Consider the following 19,470-nt stretch of genomic DNA (forward strand, 5'->3'; position numbering starts at 1 on the left):
TATCTATAAGTATATTCTGACAGCGATTCATTTATCAGGGGCGAAGGATGAAACGCGTAAAACTGAATATGAATGTTTTTGACGCTGCTCTGATGCGCCTGGATTGGGTATTTGATACTTTCGAGCAGGTTTGTTTATCTTTTTCCGGCGGTAAAGACTCAACGGTATTATTTCATCTCGCAGCGGCCGTTGCGCGTCAAAAAGGGAAAAAGTTTGCGGTATTGTTCGTGGATTGGGAAGCGCAGTATTTATTAACTATCCAGCACGTGCAAAATATGAAAGACCGCTATCAGGACGTGGTGAGCCAGTTCTACTGGGTGGCGCTGCCCATGACGACGGTGAGCGGCGTATCGCAGCATGAGCCGGAATGGGTTGCCTGGCGGGCCGGCGTTGAATGGGTGAGGCAACCGCCCGATGACGCGATCACCGATGCCGATTTTTTCCCTTTTTATCAGCCCGAAATGACCTTTGAAGCTTTTGTTCCAGCGTTCTCGCACTGGCTGGCAGCGGGCCGAAGCCTCGCTTCGCTAATCGGCATTCGTACCGATGAGTCGCTGCATCGCTATATGGCGCTGACCTCGCCAACTAAACTGCGTTTTGAGGATGATAAGCCCTGGACGACCGCCTCGCCTGAGGGATTCAGCTATACCTGTTATCCGCTCTATGACTGGCGTACTCGCGATATCTGGATTTTTAACCACAAGTCGAGGCTGCCTTACAACCCGCTTTATGACCTGATGCATCGCGCCGGGGTACCGCTAAAGAACATGCGCGTCTGCGAGCCTTTTGGTCCTGAGCAGCGGCGCGGTCTATGGCTGTATCACATTCTGGAGCCGGAGACGTGGGAGCGCATGTGCCGACGAGTATGCGGCGCGCATAGCGGCGCGATTTACGCCAACGCCAGCGGCGACTACTTTGCTCTGAAGACGAAAATCCGCAAGCCCGCGCACTTTAGCTGGCGCGAGTATGCGCTCTTCCTGCTCGACAGCATGCCGGAAAAAACCGCTGAACATTACCGCAATAAAATCGCCATCTATCTGCACTGGTACCAGACCCGTGGTTTCCCCGACGATATCCCCGATGAGCAGGAAAAAGATCTCGGCTATCGCGATGTTCCCTCATGGCGGCGGATTTGCAAGACGTTGCTGAAAAACGATTTCTGGTGCCGGATGCTGTCATTCAGCCCGACGCAGCCTAAGCACTATGAACGATACTGTCGGCTTATGAACAATAAACGTAAAGAGTGGAGGACGCTCTGATGTCACCGGATGTGGCTAAAACAGTGATCGAATATCTTGAGTCGTTTGACGATCTTGACCTGAAAATCAAAGCGATTAACGAGCTGAAGAGCCTGATTCATCAGCACAGCCCGTTTTGCCGCGAACCGGTTGACTGCGTACTGTGGGTCGAGTCCAAAACGGTAGAGGCAAATGACTATAATCCTAACGTGATGGCGACGGTAGAAAAGAAACTTCTGGAGCGATCCATCGAACTGGATGGTTTCACCCAACCGGTGGTGGTGGCCCGCCAGCAGCGGCGGCATCTGGTCGTGGATGGTTTTCATCGCCACCTGATTGGTAAGACGCGTCCGGAGCTGAGTCGACGCCTGCATGGTTATCTTCCGGTAACCCTGATTAATGCTGAACGCGAGGGGCAGAAAGAGCGTATTGCCGCCACTATTCGTCATAATCGCGCCAGAGGAAAGCACCAGATCGCGGCGATGTCGGATATCGTCCGCGATTTGCACCGTCAGGGATGGGACGATCGGCGCATTGGCGAAGAGCTCGGTATGGATGCCGATGAGGTGCTGCGCCTTAAACAGATCAGCGGCCTGACGGAGCTGTTCGCCGACGAGAGCTTTAGCGAAGCCTGGACCGTGGAGTAGCGCGCCTCCAGGAGGTCGCGAGACGCTTTTCCTGTCCAAAGTGCACCGTCCCAACGCGATGGCCAACAGCAGTAGCCGGAGCGCCGGTAGTCCGGCGTGTTTGGTGTTTATCAGGTAAGGGTCGAAGACTGACGGGGAGCGCAAACGTTCATCTGGGGATCCAGTTATCCCATGTGGGCAGCGTTCCCAATTCCGCAACCAGAAAATCGATAAATGAACGCACCTTCGGATTACTGTATTTGCTCGGGAAATAGAGGGCATACAGGGCGTGCGTTTCACACGTAATCGTGCCATCAAGCAGCAGAGGCGTGATTTCCTCTTTTTGAATATGTCCGCCAATCAAATAAGTTGGCAGGTATGCGATGCCTTGATCCTCTAACACGGACTTCAACAGCACCAGGCTGCTATTCGCTTGAATAGGCATATGAAGTTTCAATTGATGCATGCGATCCTGCTCGTCAGCTATTTTCAGCACTGGCGTGAGGCCGGGGTACACCAGGCAATCGTGGCCTGCCAAATCAATTCGGCGTTGGGGAATCCCTTTTTTAGCGAGATAACCCGGAGAAGCGCAGTATGCCCAGCGGATCGGTACCAGCTTGCGCATGGCGTAGTTTTGCGGCGGTGCGGTCGAGATACGCAGAGCGATATCGAAATCAGTTTCATTCAGATTGATAAAATTATCATTCAGGTCGATATAAAGATTCACATCCGGAAATTTCGTGCGGTATTTATCAACCAGGTTGACCAGGTGGGAATAACCAAATGCAATTGAACATGTGACACGTAATTCCCCTTGCGGATTTTGGTCATAGCTCGAAGTGGTATTGAGCGTTTCATCGAACTCCTGCAGTAATTTATTAGCGCGGTTAAACAAATATTGCCCTGCATCGGTCAGAGTAATACTGCGGGTCGTACGTTTAATTAAGGTGGTTCCTAGCGAGTTTTCCATTGCCGCCAGGCTTTTACTGACTGCCGAAGGCGACACGTTGAGCTGTGCCGCGGCCTCAGATAATCCTCCACAGTCTACGATTTTGATAAAAAATTCTAAATTTTTTAGGGATATTTGCGCGCTCATTTTTTCCTTTTATTCACAAGTGATTTGCAAAAACGGTACGAATAGGCGGTTACATTGGCAATTTAAACATGTAATTATTGATTAATAGGAAATAAAACGCGTTTAAAGTGAATAAATAACAACTTAAGTGAGTTGCATCACAAAATGAAGGGAGGAAAGACAAAAAATCATCAAATTGTGAATTTAATCTCATTTAATATAATTTAAATTAAAAGGTGCCGGTTATGTGGACACGACTCGAACCCTACAAATCTTCTATTATTCTTTTATCCGCTCTGGTTGCTGGTGGGCTGTTAGGGAAGGTGCGAACAAGTCCCTGATATGAGATCATGTTTGTCATCTGGAGCCATGGAACAGGGTTCATCATGAGTCATCAACTTACCTTCGCCGACAGTGAATTCAGCAGTAAGCGCCGTCAGACCAGAAAAGAGATTTTCTTGTCCCGTATGGAGCAGATTCTGCCATGGCAAAACATGGTGGAAGTCATCGAGCCGTTTTACCCCAAGGCTGGTAATGGCCGGCGACCTTATCCGCTGGAAACCATGCTACGCATTCACTGCATGCAGCATTGGTACAACCTGAGCGATGGCGCGATGGAAGATGCTCTGTACGAAATCGCCTCCATGCGTCGGTTTGCCCGGTTATCCCTGGATAGCGCCTTGCCTGACCGCACCACCATCATGAATTTCCGCCACCTGCTGGAGCAGCATCAACTGGCCCGCCAATTGTTCAAGACCATCAATCGCTGGCTGGCCGAAGCAGGCGTCATGATGACTCAAGGCACCTTGGTCGATGCCACCATCATTGAGGCACCCAGCTCGACCAAGAACAAAGAGCAGCAACGCGATCCGGAGATGCATCAGACCAAGAAAGGCAATCAGTGGCACTTTGGCATGAAGGCCCACATTGGTGTCGATGCCAAGAGTGGCCTGACCCACAGCCTAGTCACCACCGCGGCCAACGAGCATGACCTCAATCAGCTGGGTAATCTGCTGCATGGAGAGGAGCAATTTGTCTCAGCCGATGCCGGCTACCAAGGGGCGCCACAGCGCGAGGAGCTGGCCGAGGTGGATGTGGACTGGCTGATCGCCGAGCGCCCCGGCAAGGTAAGAACCTTGAAACAGCATCCACGCAAGAACAAAACGGCCATCAACATCGAATACATGAAAGCCAGCATCCGGGCCAAGGTGGAGCACCCATTTCGCATCATCAAGCGACAGTTCGGCTTCGTGAAAGCCAGATACAAGGGGTTGCTGAAAAACGATAACCAACTGGCGATGTTATTCACGCTGGCCAACCTGTTTCGGGCGGACCAAATGATACGTCAGTGGGAGAGATCTCACTAAAAACTGGGGATAACGCCTTAAATGGCGAAGAAACGGTCTAAATAGGCTGATTCAAGGCATTTACGGGAGAAAAAATCGGCTCAAACATGAAGAAATGAAATGACTGAGTCAGCCGAGAAGAATTTCCCCGCTTATTCGCACCTTCCTTAGGTATTTACGCTCCAGCATTAGCAAGCAAATTGCAGCCAGTCGGTCAGATATTTCTAAACCTGTTATTTATGATTATCGTTCCGCTGGTGGGTATCAGCGTGATGTCCTCTATTGCCAGTATGACCGACCTGAAAAGGCTGGGGCGCATTATGGCAATTATCTTTATTGTTTCTATCGCGATGGCGTTTATTCCAGCAGCCGGGATTGTAGCGCTCGCGCTTTGGTATAACCCAGCGCAAGGCGTCACTATCGATCTCTCTCAGTCTGTACAGGCAGGGAGCGGAAAGATGGACTTTGTCAGCATGATCACCACTAGCGATTTTATCGGGCTGTTCTCTAAGTCCAATATTCTTGCGCTGATCGTGATGGCGATTATCGCCGGTATTGCCATTGGGCAATCGGAGCAGGCGGGTAAACGCATCGCGTCGCTGTTGGAAGATATCAACACCGTCATTATGAAGATTGTTTCCATCATCATGAAGGTCGCGCCAGTGGGGCTTGGCTGTTATTTCGCGGCGACGATGGCAAGCCAGGACTCCGCGCTGTTGTTGACCTTTGCCCGTGCTATCGGCCTGTTTATGGCAGCCACGCTGGTCTATTACATCTTTGGCTCGATTTTTTATTCGTACATTGGCGGCGGCATTCCAGCGGTGAAGGCTTTCTGGCGGAACGCTATCGAGCCATCAGTTACCGCGCTGGGAACCTGTTCCTCATTAGGAACCTTACCCGTGACGCTACGAGCCGGTAAAGCGATGGGGATCAACCCGGAAATCGTCGACGTCTCAATTCCGCTGCTGGTCAACCTGAATAAAGGCGGCGTGGCGATGATTGCGGCGTTGAAAATTGTCTTTATTTACTCGGTATTGGGAATGGAATTCACCGCTGAGACGTTCTTCCTGACGATGCTGATCGCCGTGCTTTCCGCCATCATCGTCGGCGGCGTACCGGGTGGCGCATTTCTTGGGGAAATCTTTATTGTCACTACGCTGGGGCTACCAATGGAAGCCATCCCAATGCTGGTGGTGCTGGGGGCGATAACGGACGCTCCGGCGACGCTTATCAACGTGATCCACGATTTAAACGCGGCGCAGATAGTGGAGAGGTTTGCCGGGAAAAAGCAGGTGATTGCTGAGGCGAACTCGGCGGTCGCGGCGGTGTAGGTTTTTCATACGGATTAAGCAGTTAACAGGAGATATTATGAACGATTCTATCAAGCTCGAAACGCAACTGATCGTCGCTGGACGTGACAAACGCTACACTCAGGGGGCGGTAAACCCGGTCATTCAGCGCGCCTCTTCGCTGGTATTTGATACCGTGAAGGACAAAAAATTTGCCACTGCGAATCGCGCTAATGGAGAACTGTTTTACGGTCGTCGTGGGACTTATACCCACTTTGCGTTTCAGAAGGCGATGAGTGATTTAGAAGGTGGTGTGGGCTGCGCGCTCTATCCTTGCGGCGCTGCGGCGGTGACTAACGCGATTCTGGCGTTCGTCGAGAGTGGCGACCATATCCTGATGACCGGGGCTGCCTATGAGCCGACCCAGGATTTCTGCAATAAGATCCTGAGCAAATTCAATGTTGAGACCACGTATTACGATCCGATGATTGGCGCGGGTATTGTGGACCTTCTGCGCCCTGAAACCCGGGTGGTGTTTCTTGAATCGCCCAGTTCCATCACCATGGAAGTGCAGGATGTGCCTGGCATGGTGAAAGCTATTCGCGCGGTTAACCCTGAAATCATCATTATGATTGACAATACCTGGGCGGCGGGCGTGCTGTTTAAGGCTCTGGATTATGACGTCGATATCTCCATACAGGCTGGAACAAAGTACACCATTGGTCATTCCGATGGGATGCTGGGCACCGCGGTTTCCAACGCTCGCTGCTGGGATCGTCTGCGTGAGAATTCATATCTCATGGGGCAAACGCTGGATGCCGACACCGCTTACAACGGCAGCCGTGGGCTGCGTACGCTGGCCGTTCGCCTTAAGCAGCATCAGGAGAGCAGTATTCATATTGCTCGCTGGCTGTCGGCAAGGCCGGAAGTGGCGCGAGTCAACCATCCGGCGTTACCGGAATGCCCGGGCCATGAATATTTCCAGCGTGATTTTACCGGAAGCTCTGGTCTTTTTTCCTTTGTGCTGAAAAACAGACTGACCGACGAGCAGATGGCGAATTTCCTCGATAATTTCTCTCTGTTTCATATGGCCTATTCCTGGGGTGGGTTTGAGTCGTTAATTTTGGCAAACCAGCCGGAGGAACTGAACAGCATTCGCCCGGCGGGGGATGTCGACTTCAGCGGGACGCTGGTGAGGGTGCATATCGGGCTGGAGGATGTGGGGGATTTGATTGCCGATCTGGAAGCCGGATTTACCCGTATTGCTTGATAAATAACGCCCCACAGCGTGGTGGGGCGGTAGTTTATTTCTCTGACGCCAGCGACGAAGGTTGATGCTGGCGAAGGCGATTTAATAATCCCGCCAGGCAGCAGGCGGCCGCGATCCCCGCCACGACGCCCAGCAGGTGAAAAGGCAGCTTGCCGCCGTTAAACCACAGCCAGCGCGCCGCTTCGATGGAGAGGGCGCTGACGCTGAGGATCACAATGTTTAGCGAGGCCGAGACGGTCCCTTTTGGCAAATCGTTGGAAAATAGCGTAAAGCGGAACAGCGTCGGGAAGATAAGCCCGATGCCGAAGGCGTATAAACTGGTCCCTATTACCGACCACAGCCAGACGTGCGGCCACAGCAGGTTACCGAGGATCAGCACGGCCAGCCCGGTCATCTGGATGGGCACCGCGCGCCAGATAAAGCGCGGGCGGGTCGGGTCTTTCACCCAGCGCGCCACCGACAAGTTAGCGACGATCACCGCGCTGAAGACCGGAACCTGGGTCCAGGCGAACTCTGAGGTGGTCAATCCGCCATCGTCAATCAGGATCACCGGCGAGACCGCTACCCAACTCATCAGCGGGATGTAGCTTAGCGAGAGCGCGGCGGCGCCGAACAGAAAAATTCGGTTGCGAAAAACATCGCGGAAATCACGCAGCACGCCGCTGGCGCTAAAGGGAAGGTCGCCGCGCTGCACGGTTTCCGGCATATTCAGTAGTAGCCCCAGCCAGGCAATAAACCCCATTGCCGCGATAATACCGAACAGCACTTTCCAGTGAACGAAATGCATCAGCGCAGCACCTGAGAGCGGGCCGATAATCGGCGCAATCAGTACGATCGAAGTAATAATCGCCATCAGCTTAATGGCTTTGGTCTGACCGAATGCTTCCTGTACGGTGACGTAGCCAACCGTAGCGATAAAACAGATGCTGGTACCCTGAATAAAGCGCGCCGCGAGGAACTGCTCCATCGAGGTGGTGAACATGGTCGCAAAGCAGGCAAGGGTAAAGATCAGCGCGCCGGTCAACAGCACCGGACGACGACCGATCCGATCCGAGAGCGGCCCGAGCAGCCACTGTAACGCCATGCCACCGGCCATATACAGGCTGATCGACGCGGGAGCCAGCGCCACATCTGCGTCGAAATCGCGCACCACGTGGATGATACCCGGCTGGATAAGATCGGTGGTCAGGTAAGCCGCGAAATCATACAAGATCAGCGCTGCCGGGAAGAACAGCGTGGTGGAATGGCGGGCAAAAAAGCGGGTCATCCATTGCAACATCAGGGAGCTCCTTGTTGAGTTTTGCGATGCACGCTTAACAGGCGCACACTATTCCAGCACTTCACACTGCAATAAATTTAGGGTCAACAGAAATATCCATGCCTTTTCAGATGTTAATTTGTATTCATGATAAATATGTATTTGAAACAATCAATTACATTAAATATGAAGATGCAGCAGCGACGGGATTTGTGAAAACAACCACAGCACCAGGCCAATCGTGCCGCCCACCAGCGTCCCGTTGATGCGGATAAACTGCAGGTCCTTACCAATGTTCAGCTCGATTTGCCGCGACATATCGCGTGAGTCCCAACTTTTGACCGTATCGCTGATATGGCGGGTCAGGAAGGTGGCAAACTCAGGGGCCACCCGATGGGCCGCTTGCTCAAGATGCTCGTTCAGCGACTCGCGCAGCGCCTCATCGTGGAGCAGCGTTTCGCCAAACCACTGCCCGGCTTCGGCAATACGCTGTTTGATGCGTGAATCTTCGCTATTGACGTCATTTTTAATCCAGCCGCGCAGGTCGGCCCACACTTCGCCAAGATAGCGGTTAAAGGTCTCATCGTTCTTCAGATACGCTTTAATGCTCTCCGCTTTTTCTGTCATCTGCGGATCGGACTTCAGGTTGTCGATCAATTTTAGCGTCGCGCGATCGAAGGCCTGGCGAATCTGATGCGTGCGATCCTGACTGACCTCATCAAGCAGCGTGTTGACCGCATCGGTCACCATTTCCGCGCTGTGCTCGCCCAGCCATTCGGTAGGCAGAATTTTGGCCTTCAGCGGATGCTCGGTCTCCAGCCAGCGGATAATGCCGCGAGCAATAAACGCCCGCGAGCTGTCGCGCTGTAGCAGGGCGATCAGCTGGCTAATCAGTGAGTCCAGCAGCTTCTGGTGACGGTTATCGCGGGTCAGCCCCTCCAGCATCATGGCGCTGGTTTGGGTTAAATCGACCTTATCGATGGCTTTGTGCACTGCCCGGCGCAGCAGGCGCTGAATGCGCGCATCGTCGGTCAGCTCGAGAAAACCGCTCATCACCTGCAGCAGATGCTGGCCCACTCGGCGAGCGTTTTCCGGTTGGCTGAACCAGTTACCCAGCATCAGCGCTGGTTCGTAACGGCGAATCAACGCCACCAGTGACGGGGTATCGAGAAATTTTTCCTGCACGAAATAGCCGAGATTGTCGGCAATCCGGTCTTTATTGCGCGGGATAATTGCCGTATGCCGCGAAACGAACGGCAGCGGAATGCGGCGAAATAGCGCCACCACCGCGAACCAATCCGCCAGCGCGCCGACCATCGCCGCTTCGGAAATAGCCTTTAGCGCACCGACCCACGGCGTCGGCGGCAGCACGAGGGTAGTGATAAAAATGGCCACTGCGATCAGCAGCAGCGAGAGCGCCAGCAGTTTGGCGCGTTTCAGTTCAGCGATTTTTTCCATAAGCTTAAGCATATAACCTGACGGCGCATGCGTAAAATATGCCCCTTTGGTTCTGCCACTATTCAGAGGATGATAAATTTTTCGGCTGAGTGGGGAGATATGAGCGTTAATTTAATATACATAGATTAAATCCTTTTTATAAATAATTAATGTTAAATTCATTTATTGCATGAATGTATAATGAGATTTTTCTTGGGTTAATTATGGAACGGTGATCCTAATCACATTATATATGAAGATAAATGATGCATTGTTTATTTCAAGGGAGATGGTTAATAAGTTTATTTTCTTCAGTCACTGATCTTTTTATAAAAGGAGTTGAACATGATTGGTATACTCAAATATGCAGCGAAGAAAGAGATGGTGTTAGGTATTAGCGACCAGCAAAGCGGGGCTCAGGTCGTTATATTACCAGCTGCCTCACCGCTAAATAAAATCTTGTGGTCGGTTGATGACAAAACTGGTGAGATCTCGCTGGTCGCCAGTGATGAGCTGTTATTAGGCATTCGCAGGGAGCAAATGGGCTCCGGTGCTGCCATCGAGCTACAGGTTCGGGCAAATAAAATGACGCAGCGGTGGGATCTAGTCAGCACTCGCCGCTTTATCAGAAGTAAACAAAACCTGAACTTTGTTATTGATAGTAATAACCGAGGTACTGCACCGGGCAATCCCATTATTCTGTATGAGTATAATGGTTCGGAAGCTCAGCAATGGATATTTGTACCGATGGATATGATGACAGCAAATAGTCCAGAATAATAACCATTTCAGATGGTGATAGATTCAAGCCTCGTTAGTTTTCTAATAGAGAACGGCGAGGCTTTATAATTATCCAATGGCGGCGAAATTCTAATTAAAAATAAACTGCCACACGATCCAGCAGCCAAACGCCATTAATATCCCGCCCGCGACCCGCTCTACTCGCCAGACGACGGCGGAAAGGCGACGCTGTACCGACGGGAGTGCAATCAACGAGACCAGTAAGACATCCCACAGCAGCACCATGCTGGTCATCCAGATTCCGCTGGTGGTCTGCTGTACCAGGGTCACGTTCGGACCCAGCAGCGAGGTCATCAGCGCCAGATAAAACAGGGCGTTCTTCGGGTTGAGCAACGATGAACCGAGCCCCAGCATAAGCTGTTTTGTCAGCGACGGGCGAGATGCTGCGGCGCTGTGTAAATCCAGCGTCGCCGGACGACTTCTTAGCAGCAGGCTGCCAATCCACAGTAAATATGCCGCGCCCAGCAATTCAATGATCGTAAACAGCAGCGGCGCGTGGCGCAGGATCCCCCAGCCGATAATCGCCAGCACAATATATAGCCCGTTACCGGCGGCGATCCCGATACACAGGCCGATGCTGCCGCGCAGGCGATAGCGGATGGCGTAGCCTACCAGCAGGAAAAAATCCGGGCCGGGGCTCAGCAGGGCGACGAAATGAGAGAGCGCCAGCGCGGGGAAGGCGGGAGGGAAGAGCGTAGCGAGTATGTCCATAGCAACCTCAGTAATAACCTGAGATCACCCTACGCCAGCGCGGAGGCTAATTATTGTCTGATATTGATCGGCCCTGCGCATACTGACGCGGCGTGGCGGCGGTGTAGCTGACAAAAGTCTTATGAAAGTGGCTCTGGTCAGCAAATCCGGCCTGATAGCCAACGTCCGCAATATTATCCCCGGCGCGCAGGCGCGTTTTGGCGAACTCGATGCGCGCCATATTGATAAAACTGGCGGGCGTCAGTCCGGTATCGTGCTTGAAGGCGCGGATCAGCGTCTCTTTGCGCAAGGCGAACTCGTTGGCGAGGCTATCCAGCGTCGGCGGTTCTTGCAGATTGGTTGCCAGGCGGCTGAATAGCTGTGAGCTGGTTCTGCTTAACGCCTGCGGTACTTGCGGGCGCAGCGGTAATGCCTGAAGTAGCCTGGCAACGCTTGCGGGGAGCGCTGCGGTGTTCTGCTGGCTCATCAGTTCCACAATCTGCAGATACCGCGCAAAGAGGCCAGCATCGCGTATTACGGGCTGTGATGTCATCAGTTGGCGCTGCTGAGGCGCGGTTGCCAGCTGCTGCCAGCACCAGCTTAAATCGAGGTAAAGCATATGGTAGCTGCGCGGTAGGCCGTTAAGCGGATTACAGCTATGAGGCGCCTGCGCGGGGATAATGATCAGCTCGCCTGGGCGCAGAAGAGACTCTCGTCCGTTGCAGATACAGCGTGTTTCCCCTTCGATAATCGCTCCCACCGAGAGCTGCGGATGGCGATGACGTTTATAGGCCTGACGGCTGCGCCAGGTGCTGCGCAGCTCAAGCCAGGGAAACTGCTCGTCACGCCAGAAGGTTTGCGGGATATCACGCGTATGGCTCACGGAGGGCTCCTTGGCTAAGGGGAATATCTGTTTATAACATGCCTGCGAGTAGAGGGCGAAATGCGAGCCGCCTTCGAAAACAATGCCACGTTTGCAGCCGGGAGAAGATATCTTCCGTTGCGGCTCGTAAAGGTCAACATCAGGGCGTGTTGCGAGAAAAATACCGCAGTAGAGTGGCGGCAGGATTTCTCACGCAGGCGGATAACCATGGAAAAGGGTACTACGTCGACACCGCATGATGCGGTCTTCAAACAGTTTTTACGTCATGCCGATACCGCGCGGGATTTTCTTGATATCCATTTGCCGCCCGCATTAAGAAAGCTTTGCGACCTGGATTCGTTAACGCTGGAATCCAGCAGCTTTATTGAGGAGAGCCTGCGGGCTTACTACTCTGACGTTCTTTGGCGGCTGAAAACCGCATCGGGCGAGGGCTATATCTACGTCGTCATAGAGCATCAAAGCTCACCCGATGCGCACATGGCGTTCAGGCTGATGCGCTACGCTATCGCCGCCATGCAGCGTCATCTGGATAACGGGCATAAAACGCTGCCGCTGGTGGTGCCGATTCTTTTTTATCACGGCGTGGTGACGCCCTATCCTTATTCGCTATCCTGGCTCGATAAGTTTGCCGACCCGGCGCTGGCGAAGCAGCTGTATGTTGCGCCATTTCCGCTGGTGGACATTACGGTTGTACCTGATGATGAAATTGTGCAGCATCGACGAATCGCGTTGCTGGAGCTGATGCAAAAGCATATTCGCCAGCGCGATCTGCTGGGTATTGTTGAATATCTGACGACCATTTTGCTTAGCGGATACGCTAATGACAGGCAGTTAAAAACGCTGTTTAATTATCTTATTCACTCAAGCAAAGCGCTTCGTTTGGGTAGGTTTATCCGCGAAGTGGCCCAGCGGGTGCCGCAGCACAAGGAGAAATTAATGACTATCGCCGAAAGATTACGTGAGGTTGGACGTCGTCAGGGTAAGCGGGAAGGCCGCCTTGAGGGGCGACAAGAAGGGCACATGGAGGGGCGTATTGAGGGCGTTGAAGAAGGCCAGCGCACCGAAGCGTTACGCATTGCCCGAACCATGCTTGCTGATGGCATGGCGCTGGACACGGTGCTGAGAATTACCGGTCTGCCGGAAGCGGATATCACGGTCAATAATCACTAATCCATTGCTGTTCTGTTGAGTTCCCCGGTAGAAAGTCTGTCCGGTGATTATCGTTATTCTTTTCCTGGAAAATTCCGGATATACCTGAGTTTACACTCATCCCTGGCCATCTCGACTACCCTTAATATCCTGTGCAGCATTTATGACTGTATTAATAGCGATAACAAGGAGACATACGATATGGCTTACCAGACGGTGAATCCTGCGAACAACCAACTCATCAAAGAGTATCCCGCTCACAGCGATGCGGACGTGGAGGCGGCGCTGCAAAAAGCAGATGCGCTTTATCATTCCGAATGGGCGAAAGGGGATATTGATCAGCGGCTGCCGGTGCTGTGTAAGCTGGCTGATCTGATTGACCGCAGGGTGGACGAACTGGCCAAAATCGCCAGCCAGGAGATGGGGAAGCTCATCGAGCAAAGCCGCGGCGAGGTTAAGCTGTGCGCGCAAATTGCCCGCTACTACGCCGACAACGCGAAACAGTTTCTGGCCCCGGTGAAGTATCAGTCAGAGCTGGGCGAGGCGTGGGTCGAACACCATCCTGTCGGCGTGCTGATGGCCGTAGAGCCGTGGAACTTCCCTTATTACCAGCTAATGCGCGTACTGGCACCAAATCTGGCTGCGGGGAACCCGGTTATCGCCAAGCATGCCAGCATCGTTCCGCACTGTGCAGAAACTTTTGCTCATCTGGTGCGTGAAGCCGGTGCGCCAGAAGGGGCATGGACCAACCTGTTTATTTCTCAGGATCAGGTGGCGAAGATTATCGCCGACGATAGGGTACAGGGCGCGGCGCTGACCGGCTCGGAAAAAGCCGGGAGCGTGGTAGCAGCGCAGGCGGCTAAACACATCAAGAAAGCGACGCTTGAACTGGGCGGTAACGATGTGTTTGTGGTGCTCGACGACGCAAATCTGGAGAAAGCGGTGAAGATTGGTGTTCAGGCCCGACTCAACAACGCCGGACAGGTCTGTACTGCCGCAAAACGCTTTATTCTTCATGAAAAAATTGCTGACCAGTTCCTCAGTAAATTTGCCGATGCGTTCCGTCAGGTGAAGATGGGCGATCCGCTAGACGAGAGCACGACGCTGGGTCCGCTCTCCTCAAAAGACGCGCTGGAAACCCTGACCAAACAGGTGGATGAGGCGGTGAAAAATGGCGCCAAACTGCACCTGGGCGGCAAACCCGCGCAGCGGGAAGGTAGCTTTTTCGAGCCGACTATTCTGACCGGCATCACCCGCGATAATCCGGCATATTTTGAAGAGTTTTTTGGCCCGGTGGCGCAAATTTACGTGGTGAAAGATGACGATGAAGCGGTGAAACTGGCTAACGATTCGCACTATGGCCTGGGTGGCGCAGTATTCAGCCAGGATATCGAACGGGCGAAACGGATGGCGTCGCGAATCGAAACCGGGATGGTCTATATCAACTGGTTAACCGATACCGCGCCGGAGCTGCCGTTTGGCGGCGTCAAACGCTCCGGATTTGGCCGTGAGCTTTCCGATCTGGGGATTAAAGAGTTTGTGAATCAGAAGCTGGTGGTGGTGCATAAATAACTGTGTGAATACAAAACCTGCCATCAGGCAGGTGAGATTGCTGACAAACGTGCTTAAAAGTGAATGAGGGTTCGCTTTTCTCCCTCTCCCTTTCAGGGAGAGGGCCGGGGTGAGGGTGATAACGAGATGATTAATCAGCAGATTTCCCCTCACCCTAACCCTCTCCCCGAAGGGGCGAGGGGATCGTCCGTGCTCTTTTTAGGGTTTGTCATCAGTCTGACCTGCCATCAGGCAGGTTTTCCATAGTGTTCACATTTCTGTCGGGCGGCGGCTAGCGCCTTGCCCGGCCTAAAAAAATCACAATATCATCAGGTTATGATTTTTTTGTAGGCCCGCGCCAGCGAAGCGCCGCCAGGCGATGCCAACAGAGCTGCACTCTTTCAGCAATCAAAGGGTTACTTACGCAATCCTGCAAACGCCGTACGAATTTGCTTTTTCGGCAGATTGATACCGATAAATACCAGCGTACTGTGCGGCGGCTCATCGCCCCACGGACGGTCCCAGTCGGCGCTATATAGCCGCTGGACGCCCTGAAACAGCAGGCGGTTTGGTTCGCCATCAATCCACAGCATCCCTTTGTAGCGCATCAGCTGTTCGGCAAAGTCGAGCAACAGATTTTCCATCACTCGCGACACTTCGCTGATATCCACCGGGTAATCCAGTTCCACCACAATCGACGAAACATCGTTTTGCTTGTCGGCCATAAAGTGGAAGCGCGGTTTGCTGCTGACCACGTTCTCTTCCAGCATAAAACCGCTGGTGTTAAACAGCAGATTCAGGTCGATGTTGCCGTGAGTCACGGTGTAAATGGGCGCGCGGGCGTTAATGCGCGTCAGCCGTTCGCGGAGTTTGTCGCTGTCGCCTGCCACGTCAGTTTTGGTGAGCAGGATGCGATCGGCATAGCCCACCTGCGACTGGGCGATGGTGAACTGATTCATCTGCTGATCGGCATGCACCGCGTCAACCAGCGCAATCACCCCATCCAGCAGATAGCGTTCGCACAGCACATCGTGGGAGAAAAAGGTCTGAATAATCGGGCCGGGGTCGGCCATGCCGGTGCACTCAATCACCAGACGGTCAAAATCGGTTTCCCCGCGATCGCGACTGTCGAGCAGATCGAGCAGGGTATCTTCCAGTTCATTTGAGCGGGTACAGCAAATACAGCCGTTAGTCAGGGTTTTAATCTGCGTTGCGCGATCGCCAATCAACTGATCGTCAACGGCAACTTCGCCAAATTCGTTTTCGATAACGGCGATTTTAAAACCGTGCTCTTCGTTGAGAATATGGCGCAGCAAGGTGGTTTTGCCTGCGCCAAGAAAGCCGGTCAGCAGGGTAACTGCAATCGGTGCCATTGTTGCCTCCATTAACAGCAGCGTACGCCGCCTTTGCCATCACCGCCGTAGCGGGACTGTTGGCGTTCGCGAAAGAATTCTTCGTAGGTCATGTATGGTTTATCCGGATGGTTGGTCTGCATATGCTCAACGTAGTTGTCATAGTCCGGAATGCCAATCAGCATTTTTGCCGCCTGACCGAGGTACTTTTTAGCCTGACCTAAGTTACCAAACATATAGGTTCCATGTAACGAATAAAGCCGGATGGCGGCTTGCGCCTAATCCGGCCTACTTTAATGCTCGTTCTGTAGGCCGGATAGGCGTTGCGCTATCCGGCATCAGGTTTAGTGATGTGAAGAGGTCTTCACGCCACCTTCCGGTACCGGCACGTACGGAGTCTCTTTGTCGGTGCGCACTTTATTGTTGCGCACGTTGAGCCAGGTTTTGACGCCGTAGAAGATGATGCTGTAGACCACCACCAGGAACAGAATGCTCAGACCCGCGTTGGTGTAGTTGTTCACCACGATATGGTTCATGTTAGCAATCTGCTGCGCGGTCAGTTCACCGCCGGAAGCAATTTTCTCTTTATACTGCTGAGCCATAAAGAAGAAGCCTTCCATCTGCGGGTTGGTGCTGAACAGTTTCAGACCCAGCGCCCAGGTGGTGCACAGCAGCAGCCATGCGGCCGGGATCACGGTGACCCAGACATATTTGGTGCGCTGCATTTTGACCAGTACCACGGTGCCAAGGACCAGCGCCACGGCGGCCAGCATCTGGTTAGAGATACCGAACAGCGGCCACAGGCTCTTCACGCCGCCCAGCGGGTCAACTACGCCCTGATACAGCAGGTAGCCCCACAGCCCGACGCAGCCCGCAGTGCCGATAATCCCCGCCACCAGCGAGTCGGTTTTCTTGAGGAACGGTACGAAGTTGCCCAGCAGATCCTGCAGCATAAAGCGGCCTGCACGGGTACCGGCATCCAGCGCGGTGAGGATAAACAGCGCTTCAAACAGAATACCGAAGTGGTACCAGAAGCCCATATCCGCCATCGGCATGATTTTGTGGAATACGTGAGCGATACCGACCGCCAGCGTCGGCGCACCGCCTGCGCGGTTCAGTACCGACGGTTCGCCGATATCTTTCGCCGTTTGCAGGATCTGCTCAGGTGAAATCACAAAGCCCCAGGAGCTAACGGTCGCCGCTGCGTGAGCGGTCACGTCGCGGAGCTGTGCGGCAATCAGTGCGGCGTTCTCGCCGCCCATTTCGTGCAGGTTCGGCATGGTGATGCCAAGGCCTGCTGGCGGGGTGTTCATCGCAAAGTAGAGGCCAGGTTCGATAATTGATGCCGCTACCAGCGCCATCACCGCCACGAAGGACTCCATCAGCATCGCGCCGTAGCCGATAAAACGGGCGTCGGTTTCGTTAGCCAGCAGCTTCGGCGTGGTGCCGGAAGCGATCAGCGCGTGGAAACCAGAGACCGCGCCACAGGCGATGGTGATAAACAGGAACGGGAACAGCGCGCCTTTCCACAGCGGACCGGTACCATCAATGTACTGGGTCACTGCCGGCATTTTCAGGTCCGGGTTGAGGATAACGATACCCAGCGCCAGGCCGACGATAACACCGATTTTCAGGAAGGTGGCGAGGTAGTCACGTGGTGCCAGAATCAGCCACACCGGCAGCAGCGCGGAGATAAACGCGTAGCCGATCAGGGTAAAGGTGATAGTGGTGTCTTTAAAGGTCAGCGCCGGGCCCCAGTACGGGTCGTGAGCAATCACGCCGCCGAAGTAAATGGAGGCCACCAGCAGGACGATACCGATAACCGATATTTCCCCCACGCGCCCTGGACGCAGGAAGCGCATGTAGATCCCCATAAACAGCGCGATCGGTACGGTTGAGCAGACGGTGAACACGCCCCACGGGCTTTCTGCCAGCGCTTTTACTACGATCAGCGCCAGTACCGCGAGGATGATGATCATAATCAGGAAGCAACCGAACAGCGCGATTGAGCCAGGTACCGGCCCCATCTCTTGCTTGATCATCTCACCCAGTGAAGCACCGTTACGGCGTGAGGAGATAAACAGCACCATAAAGTCCTGCACCGCCCCTGCCAGAACTACGCCCGCCAGCAGCCACAGAGTACCCGGCAGGTAGCCCATCTGCGCGGCGAGCACCGGGCCCACCAGCGGACCGGCACCGGCGATAGCGGCAAAGTGGTGGCCGAACAGCACGTAACGGTTAGTCGGGACGTAGTTCAGACCATCATTGTTAATCACCGCCGGTGTGGAGCGCGTAGGGTCGAGCTTCATTACCTTTTGCGCGATGTACAGGCTGTAATAACGGTAGGCGACAAGGTAGACGGAAACCGACGCCACTACGATCCACAGCGCACTTACGTGCTCACCGCGACGCAGGGCGACAACCGAGAGGCAAAATGCCCCGATGATTCCAAGAATCACCCAGGGTATGTGCTTGAATAACTTTTTAGTATCCATAGTAAAACCTGGCTTATTGAGATGAATAATGGGCCGAAGCCGTTTGGGTTTAAGTTAGGGTTTGAGGAGGTATTGATTCGCTATGCTGGGGACGATCTTGCCAGATCTTTGCGCGCGTAAAGTTGGGTAAATCTGTGAGTGGTTGTATGCAGGGTTAAGCGGTCACTTGCGGGGGTAAGCGGTTGGGGATGAGTGCGAGTGGGTGTGAATATGTGATTGAGATCGCAAAGATAATATTGATAAAGAGGGATGGCGATTAGCCATCCCTCAGATTGCTGACAAATGTGCCTAAAAGTGAATGAGGGTTCGTTTTTCTCCCTCTCCCTTCCAGGGAGAGGGCCGGGGTGAGGGTGATAGCAAACTAATTGATCAGCAGATTTACCCCTCACCCTAACCCTCTCCCCAAAGGGGCGAGGGGATCGTCCGAGCTCATTTTAGGGTTTGTCATTAGCCTCATACTCCCTCTCTCTGTGAAAGAGGGGAGTATGAGGAAAAACTACGCCACCACTTCCATCTCCATCATTACTGGATGGAAACGGCGCTTGAAGTAAATCAGCCCGTGGCCCTGCTGGCTGAGGGTAATGTTGCGGATTTCCACCAGATAAACCAGATGGCTGCCGATGGTCTGCACCTGGCTAATTTCGCCTTCGAGGCTGGCCAGCGCGCCCTTAAGCACCGGCTGGCCCAGCGCGCCTTTCTGCCAGCAGGAGAGGCCGAAGCGGTCATCCATCGACATTCCGGTCATTCCGGCGAAGTGGCGAGCCATTTCCTCTTGCTCGTGGTTGAGTACGTTGATGCACAGCTTGCCGTTGCCCTGGAACACCGGGTTCATCGCGCTATTGGCGTTGATACAGACCATCACCGACGGCGGCGTATCGGTCACCGAACAGACCGCCGTGGCGGTGATCCCGCAGCGGCCTTCCTCGCCTTCGGTAGTGATGACGTTAACGGCGGCCGACAGGCTGGCCATGGCATCGCGAAAACGCAGACGTTGTTCATCTAATTGCATT

Annotated in this window: 16 protein-coding genes and 1 pseudogene; 8 read left to right on the plus strand and 9 right to left on the minus strand. The window is 53.5% G+C overall.

Annotated elements, in window-relative coordinates:
* Nucleotides 1-47 precede the first annotated feature (47 nt).
* Both HV127_RS11080 and HV127_RS11085 read left to right on the plus strand, forming a co-directional pair.
* The gene (locus HV127_RS11080; protein WP_182236038.1) at nucleotides 48-1,259 is read left to right on the plus strand and encodes a DUF3440 domain-containing protein; all 1,212 of its coding nucleotides are present in this window, start codon (nucleotides 48-50) and stop codon (nucleotides 1,257-1,259) included.
* A complete protein-coding gene (locus HV127_RS11085; protein WP_112215137.1) occupies nucleotides 1,259-1,885 on the plus strand; it encodes a ParB/RepB/Spo0J family partition protein in 627 nt (208 codons plus the stop codon). Before HV127_RS11080 ends, HV127_RS11085 begins: the two co-directional genes overlap by 1 nt.
* A 148-nt stretch (nucleotides 1,886-2,033) precedes the next feature.
* Here the strand turns inward: HV127_RS11085 and HV127_RS11090 are convergent, their stop codons facing one another.
* The gene (locus tag HV127_RS11090) at nucleotides 2,034-2,960 is read right to left on the minus strand and encodes a LysR family transcriptional regulator (protein ID WP_182236040.1); all 927 of its coding nucleotides are present in this window, start codon (nucleotides 2,958-2,960) and stop codon (nucleotides 2,034-2,036) included.
* A 365-nt stretch (nucleotides 2,961-3,325) separates the two neighbouring features.
* Here HV127_RS11090 and HV127_RS11095 point away from each other — a divergent pair, with 365 nt between their 5' ends.
* The 3 genes and pseudogenes from HV127_RS11095 to metC all read left to right on the plus strand — a co-directional run bounded on the left by HV127_RS11095 (nucleotide 3,326) and on the right by metC (nucleotide 6,844).
* Nucleotides 3,326-4,306 carry an IS5-like element IS5 family transposase gene (locus HV127_RS11095; RefSeq protein WP_042934497.1) on the plus strand — a complete coding sequence of 327 codons (981 nt, stop codon included), beginning with the start codon at nucleotides 3,326-3,328 and terminating at the stop codon, nucleotides 4,304-4,306.
* Between the two features lie 146 nt (nucleotides 4,307-4,452).
* Nucleotides 4,453-5,616 (plus strand): annotated as a pseudogene (locus HV127_RS11100) (dicarboxylate/amino acid:cation symporter); the annotation flags it as partial.
* A 37-nt stretch (nucleotides 5,617-5,653) separates the two neighbouring features.
* Nucleotides 5,654-6,844 (plus strand): cystathionine beta-lyase, encoded by a 1,191-nt coding sequence (metC, locus tag HV127_RS11105; protein WP_182236042.1) that lies wholly within the window; start codon nucleotides 5,654-5,656, stop codon nucleotides 6,842-6,844.
* 34 nt (nucleotides 6,845-6,878) lie between these two features.
* Here the strand turns inward: metC and mdtM are convergent, their stop codons facing one another.
* On the minus strand, nucleotides 6,879-8,123 hold the full coding sequence (mdtM, locus tag HV127_RS11110; RefSeq protein ID WP_182236045.1) for a multidrug efflux MFS transporter MdtM: 1,245 nt from the start codon (nucleotides 8,121-8,123) through the stop codon (nucleotides 6,879-6,881).
* A gap of 159 nt (nucleotides 8,124-8,282) precedes the next feature.
* The gene (locus HV127_RS11115) at nucleotides 8,283-9,572 is read right to left on the minus strand and encodes a DUF445 domain-containing protein (protein WP_182236047.1); all 1,290 of its coding nucleotides are present in this window, start codon (nucleotides 9,570-9,572) and stop codon (nucleotides 8,283-8,285) included.
* Nucleotides 9,573-9,884: 312 nt separating this feature from the next.
* Here HV127_RS11115 and HV127_RS11120 point away from each other — a divergent pair, with 312 nt between their 5' ends.
* The gene (locus HV127_RS11120; RefSeq protein WP_182236049.1) at nucleotides 9,885-10,319 is read left to right on the plus strand and encodes a ricin-type beta-trefoil lectin domain protein; all 435 of its coding nucleotides are present in this window, start codon (nucleotides 9,885-9,887) and stop codon (nucleotides 10,317-10,319) included.
* Between the two features lie 90 nt (nucleotides 10,320-10,409).
* Here HV127_RS11120 and HV127_RS11125 read toward each other — a convergent pair whose 3' ends face one another.
* Both HV127_RS11125 and HV127_RS11130 read right to left on the minus strand, forming a co-directional pair.
* Nucleotides 10,410-11,051, minus strand: a complete 642-nt coding sequence (locus HV127_RS11125; protein ID WP_182236051.1) for a LysE family translocator — start codon at nucleotides 11,049-11,051, stop codon at nucleotides 10,410-10,412.
* A gap of 46 nt (nucleotides 11,052-11,097) precedes the next feature.
* Nucleotides 11,098-11,913, minus strand: a complete 816-nt coding sequence (locus HV127_RS11130) for an AraC family transcriptional regulator (protein WP_182236053.1) — start codon at nucleotides 11,911-11,913, stop codon at nucleotides 11,098-11,100.
* 207 nt (nucleotides 11,914-12,120) lie between these two features.
* Between HV127_RS11130 and HV127_RS11135 the strand changes: the two genes are divergently transcribed.
* Together HV127_RS11135 and HV127_RS11140 are read left to right on the plus strand one after the other, a co-directional pair.
* Nucleotides 12,121-13,083 carry an Rpn family recombination-promoting nuclease/putative transposase gene (locus HV127_RS11135; protein WP_182236055.1) on the plus strand — a complete coding sequence of 321 codons (963 nt, stop codon included), beginning with the start codon at nucleotides 12,121-12,123 and terminating at the stop codon, nucleotides 13,081-13,083.
* Between the two features lie 180 nt (nucleotides 13,084-13,263).
* Nucleotides 13,264-14,634: an NAD-dependent succinate-semialdehyde dehydrogenase gene (locus HV127_RS11140; RefSeq protein ID WP_182236057.1), complete on the plus strand. Its 1,371-nt coding sequence runs from the start codon at nucleotides 13,264-13,266 to the stop codon at nucleotides 14,632-14,634.
* Between the two features lie 395 nt (nucleotides 14,635-15,029).
* Here HV127_RS11140 and yjiA read toward each other — a convergent pair whose 3' ends face one another.
* The 4 genes from yjiA to HV127_RS11160 all read right to left on the minus strand — a co-directional run bounded on the left by yjiA (nucleotide 15,030) and on the right by HV127_RS11160 (nucleotide 19,469).
* Nucleotides 15,030-15,986 (minus strand): GTPase, encoded by a 957-nt coding sequence (gene yjiA, locus HV127_RS11145; protein ID WP_182236059.1) that lies wholly within the window; start codon nucleotides 15,984-15,986, stop codon nucleotides 15,030-15,032.
* Nucleotides 15,987-15,997: 11 nt separating this feature from the next.
* Nucleotides 15,998-16,201, minus strand: coding sequence for a YbdD/YjiX family protein (locus HV127_RS11150; RefSeq protein WP_182236061.1), 204 nt, complete (start codon nucleotides 16,199-16,201; stop codon nucleotides 15,998-16,000).
* A gap of 108 nt (nucleotides 16,202-16,309) precedes the next feature.
* On the minus strand, nucleotides 16,310-18,460 hold the full coding sequence (locus HV127_RS11155; RefSeq protein WP_182236063.1) for a carbon starvation CstA family protein: 2,151 nt from the start codon (nucleotides 18,458-18,460) through the stop codon (nucleotides 16,310-16,312).
* Between the two features lie 496 nt (nucleotides 18,461-18,956).
* On the minus strand, nucleotides 18,957-19,469 hold the full coding sequence (locus HV127_RS11160; RefSeq protein ID WP_182236065.1) for a 4-hydroxyphenylacetate 3-monooxygenase reductase subunit: 513 nt from the start codon (nucleotides 19,467-19,469) through the stop codon (nucleotides 18,957-18,959).
* Nucleotide 19,470 lies beyond the last annotated feature (1 nt).

The organism is Klebsiella sp. RHBSTW-00215, assembly GCF_014103785.1.
Classification (GTDB): Bacteria; Pseudomonadota; Gammaproteobacteria; order Enterobacterales; family Enterobacteriaceae; genus Klebsiella.